At 69.6% G+C, this 7,516-nt stretch carries 5 protein-coding genes; 3 read left to right on the forward strand and 2 right to left on the reverse strand.

The genetic code is table 11. The annotated features are described in order from the left end of the window. From WD271_02105 to WD271_02115, 3 genes are all read left to right on the forward strand, one after another. Window positions 1–1,299: hypothetical protein (locus tag WD271_02105; GenBank protein MEX1006619.1), on the forward strand; the 1,299-nt coding region annotated here is incomplete at its 5' end. 10 nt (window positions 1,300–1,309) lie between these two features. Next, window positions 1,310–3,151, forward strand: a complete 1,842-nt coding sequence (locus WD271_02110; protein MEX1006620.1) for a dynamin family protein — start codon at window positions 1,310–1,312, stop codon at window positions 3,149–3,151. Next, entirely contained in the window at window positions 3,148–4,644 is a 1,497-nt protein-coding gene (locus WD271_02115; GenBank protein MEX1006621.1) for a dynamin family protein, read from the forward strand. Before WD271_02110 ends, WD271_02115 begins: the two co-directional genes overlap by 4 nt. 44 nt (window positions 4,645–4,688) lie before the next feature. Here WD271_02115 and WD271_02120 read toward each other — a convergent pair whose 3' ends face one another. Together WD271_02120 and WD271_02125 are read right to left on the reverse strand one after the other, a co-directional pair. Continuing rightward, window positions 4,689–5,798, reverse strand: coding sequence for an amidohydrolase family protein (locus WD271_02120; GenBank protein MEX1006622.1), 1,110 nt, complete (start codon window positions 5,796–5,798; stop codon window positions 4,689–4,691). A 64-nt stretch (window positions 5,799–5,862) separates the two neighbouring features. Next, window positions 5,863–7,419 carry a fatty acid--CoA ligase gene (locus tag WD271_02125; GenBank protein MEX1006623.1) on the reverse strand — a complete coding sequence of 519 codons (1,557 nt, stop codon included), beginning with the start codon at window positions 7,417–7,419 and terminating at the stop codon, window positions 5,863–5,865. Window positions 7,420–7,516: the final 97 nt, after the last annotated feature.

The raw sequence follows: 7,516 nt of genomic DNA on the forward strand, positions 1-7,516 counted from the left end.
GCGCTCGGCGACATCGGTGGTGGCGACTTCGGTAGTGCGCTCGGCGCGCTCGGCGCGCTCGGCGACATCGGTGGTGGCGACTTCGCCGGTGCGCTCGGCGCGCTCGGCGACATCGGTGGTGGCGACTTCGGTGGCGCGCTCGGCGGGCTCATCGACGGCGCCGGCGGCATCCTCCCCGACTCGGTGACGGGTGCGCTGGGCGGGCTCGCCGGCGGTGACCTCGGCGGCTTCAGCAGCTTCCTGGGCGGGCTCGGGGATGGCGGCCTCGACGACGTCATGGGCTCCCTCGGCGGGCTCGCCGCTGGGGGCGGACTGGGAGGTCTGCTCAGCGGGGCCGGCCCTGCGCTCGGTGGCGCGCTCGGCGACCTCGGCTTCGACAGTGGGGCGCTCTCCGGTGCCATGGACCTGCTCGGTGGCCCGAGCCTCGGCCCGGCCGCCGCCTTGCTCGAAGACCCGGTCGGCGCCCTCACCGGTGCGGTCGGTTCCGCAACGGGTGGGGACGGCGGTTTCGGCGGGCTCGGCGGGCTGCTCCAGCAATTCGGTACCGACGACCTCCAGGAGTTGGGCAGCTCCGTGCTCGGCAGCGGCGCGGGTGGCGCGCTCGGCAGCGTCGACGACCTCGTCGGGAAGCTCGGCGGGAGCGACGTCGGTACCCTCGTGAACACGTTGACCCAAGACGGTCGCCTCGACGACTTCGTCGGGAGCCTCGGCGCCGACGGGGCCGCGGACCTGGTCGGCAAGGCGCTCGGACAGGGCAACGCCGCCGACCTCATCGGCGGGTTGGGCGGCGACGCGGTCAGCGACCTGCTCGGCAAGGTGTCGCAGAGCGGCGGCCTTGGCGATCTGGTGGGCCAACTCGACAGCGATGCGATCGCGGGCCTCATCGACAAGGTCGTGCGACCGGCTGCGGGCGTCGCCGCCGATGGCGGCGGTGCGCAGGTCGATGCGCCCGACGGCGGTCAGCCGACCATGCAAGCGGGCGCGGTGCAGGCCGACGCCGGCTCGCTGACCGACGTGTTCGCCGACGACGTGCTGGAAGGCGGCCAGCCCGCAGCCGCCGCGATGCAGCACGAGCCGGTCGGCGCGCAGGACGCGACGTTCTCGCAGGGCGTCGACAACGGTGGAGCCGCACCGGCCCCCGCGACCGGCGCCGACGACTTCTCGACGCCGGATCCGGCTGCCCCGGCCCCTGTAGCCGACGCGTCCCCGGCAGCGGAGCCCGACGACTTCAGCACCCAGATCCAGGCTGCCGACGAGATCGATTCGTCGACCGACGCGCTCTTCGACGACCTCGGTTGAGGCCGCGTCGATGACCACCGCGCCACAGACAACCGCACCCCCACCGGCAGGCATCGACACCGCGGTTCCGCAGCTTGTCGGTCTTCTCCAGAAGCTGGGGCGCGCCGATCTCGCCGACCGCGCCAACGCGGCCGCCGCGCGCCTGCGCCGGCCCGCGACCGTCGTATGTGTGGTCGGCGAGTTCAAGCAGGGAAAGAGCTCGCTCGTCAACGGGCTCCTCGGTCGCGACGTGTGCCCCGTCGACGACGACCTGGCGACGGCTGCGATCACCCTCGTGCGCTACGCCGACGAACCCGCGGCCGCGGTCCGACGTCGCGTCGACGGCCAACTGGTCGCAGAGCACATCAACATCGAAGACCTCGACACGTGGGTCACCGAAGCCGGCAACCCCGGCAACGAGCGCGGCGTTGAACGTGTCGAGATCGCGGTCCCGAGCGCGCTCCTCCGCCAGGGGCTGGTGCTCGTCGACACCCCCGGGATGGGCGGACTCGGCGCGGGGCACGCGGCCGCCACGCTCGCGTTTCTTCCCTTTGCCGACGGGCTGATCCTCGTGTCCGACGCGTCGGCCGAGCTGAGCGCGCCCGAGGTCGAATTCCTCGGCCGGGCATCTGAGCTGTGTCCCACCGTGTTGTTCGTGCAGACGAAGACCGACCTCTACCCGGCCTGGCAACGCATCCTCGACCTCAACCGCGGCCATCTCGAGCGCAGCGGTGTGCATATTCCCAGCGCGGTGGCGTCGAGCGCACTGCGCCACGAGGCTCTCGTGCGCAAGGATCGCGAGCTCAACGAGCGCTCCCAGTTCCCATTGCTGATCAAGGCGCTCGACGAAGGCGTCGTCGCCCCGGCGAAGGAACACGCGGCCGAACGCTCCATGGGCGATGTCCGCGCCATCGTGTCGGTGGTGCGCGCGGGACTCGTCGAGGAGCAGCGGCTCCTGGCCGACCCGGCGGCGCTCGCCGAGGGGTTGGCCGAGCTCGAGCAGGCGAAGACGCGCCTCGAGTACCTGCGCGGACCGGGTGCGCGCTGGAGCGTGATCGTCGGCGATCGCGTCAACGATCTCTCTGCCGACGTCACGTACCGGTTTCGAGACTCGATGCGCAGGGTCTCCGACTCGATGGACGAGCAGATCGAGGCGCTCACCAAGGGCAACGAGTGGGACGAGATGGTGCGCGACATGCAGACGCAGGTCGCGGAGCATGTGACCGACGCGTTTGTGGCGATCGAGCGCGCGTGCGGCGAGATCGAAGCGGAGGTGGTCGAGCTCTTGCAGGAGGAACAGCTCGGCCTCCCGGATCGTCCCGGCCGCGAGCACAGCGTCGACGTCACCGACCTGTGGCAGGCGAAGTCGATCGACGAGAAGGAAAATAAGGGGAAGCGGGCCTTCCAGACCGGCGTCACCGGCATCCGTGGCGCACAGGGCGGCATCTACATGTTCGGGATGATGGGAAGCTTTCTGCCCACCGCGGCCGGCGCGCTGCTCATGTCGAATCCCGTGACGATCGGCGCGGGCGCCCTCTTCGGCGCCGTGCAGCTGCTCGACGACCGGAAGCGCCGGGTCACCGCTCGCCGGCAGTCGGCACGCACCCAGGTCCGTCAGTTCCTCGACGAGGTGCAGTTCCAGGTAGGGAACGAGCTCACCACGATGGTGCGTGAGGTGCAGCGCGATCTGCGCGACGAGTTCACCGAACGTCTCGGCGAGCTGCAACGAACGTACACCGAGACCGGCCAGCGAGCGCAGGCCGACACGCAGCGCTCGCAGCAACAACGCCAAGCGCGCGCCGCCGAGGTCACGCAGATGCTCGCGGCGCTCGACGCGATCCAGGGTCAGGTGTCGGGAGGCACGCCGTCGTGACGGTCACCACTTCGGTGCCGGGTTTCGGTTCCGCCGCCGATCAGGTCCTCGCCCTGATCGGCACGCTCGAACCCGACACGGCGGGCTCGGCCTACGCGACCGAGCTGGCGTCGATTCGTGAACGGCTCTCGGGGCCGCTGCGGGTGGCGATCGCGGGACGCGTCAAGGCGGGCAAGTCGACAATGCTGAACGCGCTGGTGGGGGAACGGCTCGCGCCCACCGACGCCGGCGAGTGCACCCGGATCGTGTCCTGGTACCGCCGCGGGCAGAGCTACCAGGTCAGCGCGCGCCTCGTCGACGGCCAGGAACGGGCGATCCCGTTCCAGCGCGGGGACGGTGCGCTGCAGATCGAGCTCGGGGGTCTCACCGAACGGGAGATCTCGGTCCTCGAGGTGCGGTGGCCGGCGTCCACGCTCGAGCAGGTCACCCTCATCGACACGCCGGGTCTGGCTTCCCTGAACGACGAGAATTCGCGGCGTACGCGCGAGTTCCTCGAGGTCGACGCCGATAGCCCGAGCGACGCCGACGCGGTGATCTACCTCATGCGACACGCCCACCGCAGCGACGTCGATTTCCTCAGCGCGTTCATGGACCGCTCCGTCACCGCGGCATCGCCCGTGAACGCGGTCGCGGTGCTCTCGCGAGCCGACGAGATCGGCGCCGGCCGTCTCGACGCGATGGAGTCGGCGTCGCGGATCGCTGCTCGCTATCGCGATGATCCGACATTGCGTGAGCTCTGCGCGACCGTCGTACCGCTCGCCGGTCTCCTCGCGGAGACCGGTCTCACCATGAGGGAGGACGAGGCCGCCGCGCTCCGCGCGCTCGCGGCCTCCGATCCCGAACAGGTCGAGCAGATGCTGCTGTCGGCCGACCACTTCTGCGATCTGCACGCAAGCGACCTCACCGTCGAGGTTCGCCGTTCGCTGCTCGATCGGCTCGGGATGTTCGGCGTGCGCCTGTCGCTCCAGGAAATCCGTGACAATGGGGCAACGACGGCGGCGACGCTCGCGCCACGTCTGGTCGAACGCTCCGGGCTCACGGAGCTGCGCCGTGTGATCGCCGAGCACTTCCTTCCACGCGCGCGCACGCTGCAGGCTCGCAGCGCTCTGGTCGCGCTGCGCAGCCTTGCCCGTGATATGCGCGCTGCCAACCCCGCACTAGCCGAGTCGGTCGACCGAGAGGCGGAACGCATCGAGGCGAGCGGTGTCGAGTTCGCTCGCATCCGCGCCGCGCACCTCGTGGCCTCGGGAAGCGCGCAGGTACGCGACGGCGAACGCGAAGAGCTCGACCGCCTCCTCCTCGCGGGCACGCCCGCAGCCGCGCTGGGAATCGGCGGAGGAGCGAGTGCCGACTCCGTGAAGTCGGCCGCCTTGTCGACCATCGAGCGGTGGCGTGCCCGCGCCGGCGACCCGTTCGCCGACCAGGCGCGCCGCGAGGTGTGCGAGACCGCGGCCAGAACCGGCGAAGCGATCTACGCCGGCGTTGCGGCCTGAGCTCGGGTTCAGGGCCGGAGCGAGATCGCGAGGTCCGAGCGCTCCTACAGGTTGTAGATGCGCGCGGCGTTGCCGCCGATGATGAGGCGCATCTCCTCCTCGGGCACGTTGTCGAAGTGCTCGTGGATGACCTCTTGGGAGTGCGGCCATGTGCTGTCGGGATGCGGGTAGTCGGTGGCCCACAGCAGGTTCTCGACCCCGAGGTCGTGACGGACCCGGATCCCGAACGCGTCCTCCTCGAAGCTGGCGAACATGTTCTGGTGCCAGTAGTAGCTGGGGAGCTCCGGCAGGGTCATCCCGAGCTGCTCCCACCCGTGTCGGTCGGCCATCTTGTCGAGCCGCCCGATGTAGTAGGGGATCCAGCCCAGCCCCGCTTCGACGAGCACGACCTTGAGGCGCGGATGCCGGTCGAACACGCCGGGGACGATCCAGCTCGCGATCACCTCGGCCATGAAGATGGGCGGCAATGACTGGAAGATGCCTTTCGCCGGCGTGGGGTCGCGCCGCATGATCTCGAAGAGGTTCGCGTTCGCGCCGACGTGCTGGCTGATCGGCGTGCCGATCTCCTCGATGGCCGACCACAGCGGGTCGTAGACCTCGTCCCAGTACGGCGCGAGGTCGCAGTCGGACGGATAGAGCGGCAACTGGATCGCGCGCGCGCCCTCGTTGGCGATCCGCTGTAGCTCCTTCGTTGCTTCCTCGATGTCGTGCAGCGGCAGGATGTAGACGGGGATCAAGCGGTCGGGGTTCACCGACGAGAACTCGATCGCCGCGCTGTTGAACGCCTGGAACGCCGCGAGGCATGCATCGTTGTCGAGGCCGTAGAACTCGGTGCCGCCGGTGATGTTGGTGTAGAGCACCTCGGCGTCGACCTTGTCGATGTCCATGTCCTTCATACGTTCGTGCGGGTCGTGCGCCCCCGGCCGCCCGGCGGCCTCCCACGGCTGTTCCGACGGCATCGGACCGGTGGTGTTCTGCTTGGTCGTGCCCTGCTTGTTCTTGAGCTGCTTCTGCGGCTTGCCCTCCATCATCTGGCGCATCATGGCCAAGCCGCTCTCCTGGTATGCCTCGTGGTACTGGCGCGGCAGGTGCGCGAGGACGCGCTCGCGGCTGATGTCGACGTGCGAGTCGGCGGAGATGATGCGCTCGGTCATGACGGCCTCCGTGTTGCGAACTCTTGGCAAATCGGTGTTGCTCTCCAACTACCGTACGGCAATTTCAGTGCACCCCTCGCTCCTGGTCCCGCCAGTAGGGCTCGCGCAGCTCGGTCTTGAGGATCTTGCCCGACGGGTTGCGCGGGATGGTGTCGACCCAGTCGACCGTCGTCGGGCACTTGAAGTGCGCCAGCCGCTCGCGGCTGAACGCGATGAGCTCACGGTCGTCGAGATCGGAATTGGGCGCCCGCACGACGATGGCCTTTACGGCCTCCCCCCACTTCTCGTCGGGCACGCCGATCACCGCGGCGTCGGCGACGGCCGGGTGGCCCATGAGCACGCTCTCCACCTCCGCGGGGTAGATGTTCTCGCCGCCGCTGATGATCATGTCCTTGATGCGGTCGTGGATGTAGAGGTAGCCGTCGGCGTCGAAGAAGCCGGCGTCGCCCGACTTGAACCAACCGTCGCCTGTGATCGCGGCCGCGGTGGCCTCGGGCATGTTCCAGTACCCCACCATGTTGCTGGGCGACCTCATCCACACTTCGCCGACATCGCCGAGCGCGCAATCGTTCCCGTCGGCATCGACGACGCGGAGCTCGACGCCCGGCATCGCCACCCCGGCCGCGCGCAGGCGGTGTGCGTTCGGTCCGCCCACGTCGTGGTCCTCGGGCGGCAGCAGCACGACCGCGCCGGCGGTCTCGGTGAGGCCGTACGCCTGGAGGAACCGGCAACCGAACACCTCGAGCGACTTCACGAGCACGTCTTCGGAGATCGGCGACGCGCCGTAGAGGATGGTGTCGAGGCTCGAGAAGTCGGTGCTCTCCACGCCGGGAGTCGCGAGCAGGAGCTGCAACACCGCCGGGACGTACACCGCGTGGGTGACGCGGTACCGCTCGACGTCGACGAGGATCGTGTGGGGGTCGACTTCCCTCAGCAGCACGCAGTGCGCGCCGGCCATCAGGCCGATGAGTCCCCAGGCCGCGCCCGCGACGTGGAACAACGGCATCGCGACCATGGCGACGCTGTCGGCCGTCAGCCGCAGCGCGGCGTTGGCCGCGGGCACGAGGGAGAACATCGCGCGGTGCGCGATCATCACGCCCTTGGGGAGCCCGGTGGTTCCCGATGTGTAGAACTGCACCGCGACGTCGTCGGGCGACACCTCTACCTGGAGATCGTCGGTCGGTTGCGCGTCGCGCCATTCGGCGAAGCCCGGGCGGGTAGTTCCCGACTCCGTCGTGACGACGAGCTCGACCGTCTCGAGCCGCGGCTCGATCGCTTCGAGGCACGGGAGGAACTCGGCGCCCACGAGGAGCACCCGCGCGGTCGCGTCGTTGAGGATCTGCGCGATCTCGGGCGGCGCGAGCCGCCAGTTGACCGCGGCGAGGACTGCGCCGACCTTCGCCGCGCCGAGCAGCAGCTCGAAGAACTCGGGCACGTTCTTGTCGAACACGGCCATCCGGTCACCGTGGGCGATTCCCGCAGCGCGGAGCGCGTGCGCGACCTGAGTGGAGCGGGCGTCGAGCTCGGCGTAGGTGATCGTGCGGTCCTGGTACGTGATCGCCGGCGCGTCACCTCGGTCGACGGCGCGCTCGCGGATCATGTCGCCCAGCGTGTTGACCATGCGCCTACCCCCGTAGGGCCCTTCCGTTTGGCTCGGCACGTTCATGCTAGTGGCGTGTCCTTCAATTGACGCGCGCTTGTTCGAGGGCAACGCGGCC

The sequence above is a fragment of the Acidimicrobiia bacterium genome, from assembly GCA_040880805.1.
GTDB lineage: Bacteria > Actinomycetota > Acidimicrobiia > IMCC26256 > DASPTH01 > DASPTH01.

Coding starts and splice junctions, on each gene's coding strand:
- WD271_02110 (MEX1006620.1), top strand. CDS start 1,310: ATGACCACCGCGCCACAGACAACCGCACCCCCACCGGCAGGCATCGAC.
- WD271_02120 (MEX1006622.1), bottom strand. CDS start 5,798: ATGACCGAGCGCATCATCTCCGCCGACTCGCACGTCGACATCAGCCGC.
- WD271_02125 (MEX1006623.1), bottom strand. CDS start 7,419: ATGGTCAACACGCTGGGCGACATGATCCGCGAGCGCGCCGTCGACCGA.